Source organism: Pseudidiomarina atlantica (assembly GCF_000753735.1).
Classification (GTDB): Bacteria; Pseudomonadota; Gammaproteobacteria; order Enterobacterales; family Alteromonadaceae; genus Pseudidiomarina; species Pseudidiomarina atlantica.
Window position 1 is genome coordinate 1 of sequence record NZ_JPIN01000003.1, and the last position, 2,554, is coordinate 2,554.

Sequence of the window (2,554 nt, forward strand, 5' to 3'; positions counted from 1 at the left end):
AATACGCCTCAGTACTTAAAGGATAGTAAGTTTCGACAGGCTTGGATCGTAAAAATGGATAGGAAAAATGACAAAGAACTATTTGTATTCCCGATTTCCTTGCATCAGGAAAACGATTTGTTAAATGGTTGGTTCAGTATAAGCGGTGATTTGTTTTCTAATATGATTTTATATGTTGACTACGGCGAAGATTGTCCTTTTACAGTTAAAAAATCAATCAAAGACTAACATGGCATTTATTTATATGAAATCAGGTGTGGTTGTTAAAAAATGAACATCACTTTTTATACTGAAGCCTCGGGGAAACTAGTTATTTACTCTTTTTTTTCGGCTGGCGTGTATAATATGTATTACTTTTATAAAAACTTTTTGCAAAGTAATGATAATTCGTCGCAATTGGTTTTGATAGTAAAATCTGTTCTATATCCGTTCTTCTGCTTCGGACTAATAAATAATGCTAGCAGAAATTATAAAAGTAACTCCTGGTCGAAGTTAATAGCTGTATTTCTTTGGGTATCGCTGTTCATTTTTGTTTTTGCAGGAGGCCTAACCCAAGGGAGTATAAAATATTTAGCACTCGCCACCTTTATCCCCTTATCCGGGATCAATTTGTTGTTTAAGAAAGCAAACTCGCGGATGTGAATAGAGCTACACCCAAGTAGGCAATTTAGCCAACTTTGATGGCTGGAGCTATGTTTACGATGCGCATAACCGATTGATAGAAGCCAACGGCCCTAGCACCACGGTGGTGTTGAGCTACGATGCGATAGGCCGACTGACGCGCACTGTACACAACGGTCAGGTTATCGACTACTTGTATGATGGCAACGAACTGGTGGCGGAATACAACAGTGCCGGCAGCTTGTTACGGCGCTATGTGCATGGACTGAGTGATGATGACCCAGTGATACGTTACGAAGGCGCTGGCACCAGCGCCCGACGTTATCTACTGGCTGATGAGCGTGGTAGCATCATCGCCGAGATGACCAGCACCGGCAGCTTGTTGCAGGCGCATCAGTACGACGCTTACGGCAATCCAAAGCACAGCAGCAGCGCGCGGTTTCGTTACACCGGACAAACCCTTATTCCGGGCACAGAGCTTTATTACTACAAAGCACGGATTTATCATCCAAAGTTAGGCCGATTCCTGCAAACGGACCCTGTGGGTTATGAAGATCAGATGAATCTCTATGCCTATGTGGCAAATGATCCTATCAACCACACTGACCCTACAGGTAAGTTTTTGAACTTCTTAGTTGGTGCTGCTATCGGTGGTGGTATTGATTTGGCTACACAGGTCTATAATTCTATGAGTGATGGCGCGAGTTTCGGTGATGCTCTTGCTGGCGCTGATTATGGTAGTGTTGCTATCTCTGCTGCTTTAGGTTCTGTTGGGGCGATGGGGACTCAGCTAGTTAAAGGTGGGGTAACTGCGACAATTAAAGTTGGTAAGGAAACTGTAAACTTAACTTCCAAGACTGAAAGAGTTATTGCTGGAGCAGATGGAGCTACTAAAGTTGCAACAGTGGGAGCAATCCAAGCTGGGCGTAGAGGAGAGAGCCTAACCGAAGGAGTTGCTGTTAAAGTAGTCGATAGTGTGACAAGTCCAGTGCCTGTCGGAACTATAGCTCAAAAAGGTATGGAATATATGAGTCAGCAATCTGGTGATACCCAAAACACAAATACGTGTACTAAAAAAGATGGTAGCTGTTAAATGAAAGAGTCTAGCTATTTTTCAAAAAATTTGATGAACAAGCAGGTACTATTTTCTGCAATATTTACTGCGTATAAAAACCTGCTGTGGCCTTTGGTCGGCATTGGCTTACCAATAGTAATTTTTGGTTTGAATGGCTCTATTTTTGAAAAAGCTTTTTTCTTTATCGTTATCACTATAGTTCTATTTATACCTTACTTGGTGCTTTGTTTCCTTGTCCACAAGTTGTCCTTAAAATCAAAGGATGATTTAGAAAAATTTTATTCCCTCGATCCAAAAGAACGAGGGAAAGTAATTGGAGATGAACTTTCTGGTTGGTGGTAATAAATTTTAAATCAAAAGCCTCGCTAGTCGGGGCTTTAAAATAATCCAAGATGAGTTTGAGCAAAAAGAATGAAACCCAAATACTCTTTTTTAGAGATGGTTCTGTATTTTTTCCTGGCTTTGATCTCAGGCTACATAGCTTATTCTGGTTATGAGTCTGAGGTCGTACTTTCACGAAGAGGGAGCATTTCAAAAATGGAGAATGCAGAGGGATATTTCTTTAATATGGCGCTATGGCTATTAATCTTTGTCTTCTGTATATATTTATTAATTAGTACGTTTATAAAAAAGGTTTGTAGGGCACTAGGGAGAGATGATGTTTAGTTATTTTTTGTTATTAGTATTTGCGACTGATTCTACATGCGATAGCAATATTAAAAAATCCTTCGAGGGCGTAATAAAGTATAAAGTAAAAGTCGAATTTTTGCATAATGCTGGTATGGCCGATCCAAAATGGAGGGGCTTTAAACCCTATATATTTGGGAATTTTGGTCAAATAAAATCTTTTGAAGGTTT

Annotated in this window: 3 protein-coding genes and 1 pseudogene; all 4 read left to right on the forward strand. The window is 40.0% G+C overall.

What is annotated here, in order from left to right; all coding sequences use genetic code 11:
* Window positions 1–228: hypothetical protein (locus IDAT_RS13400; RefSeq protein ID WP_034730889.1), on the forward strand; the 228-nt coding region annotated here is incomplete at its 5' end.
* 433 nt (window positions 229–661) lie between these two features.
* Window positions 662–1,714 (forward strand): annotated as a pseudogene (locus IDAT_RS12965) (RHS repeat-associated core domain-containing protein); the annotation flags it as partial.
* Window positions 1,715–2,038: a hypothetical protein gene (locus IDAT_RS04045; protein ID WP_034730894.1), complete on the forward strand. Its 324-nt coding sequence runs from the start codon at window positions 1,715–1,717 to the stop codon at window positions 2,036–2,038.
* Window positions 2,039–2,351: 313 nt separating this feature from the next.
* Window positions 2,352–2,554, forward strand: a 203-nt coding sequence (locus IDAT_RS13405; RefSeq protein ID WP_211250581.1) for a hypothetical protein, incomplete at its 3' end; no start/stop codon positions are given.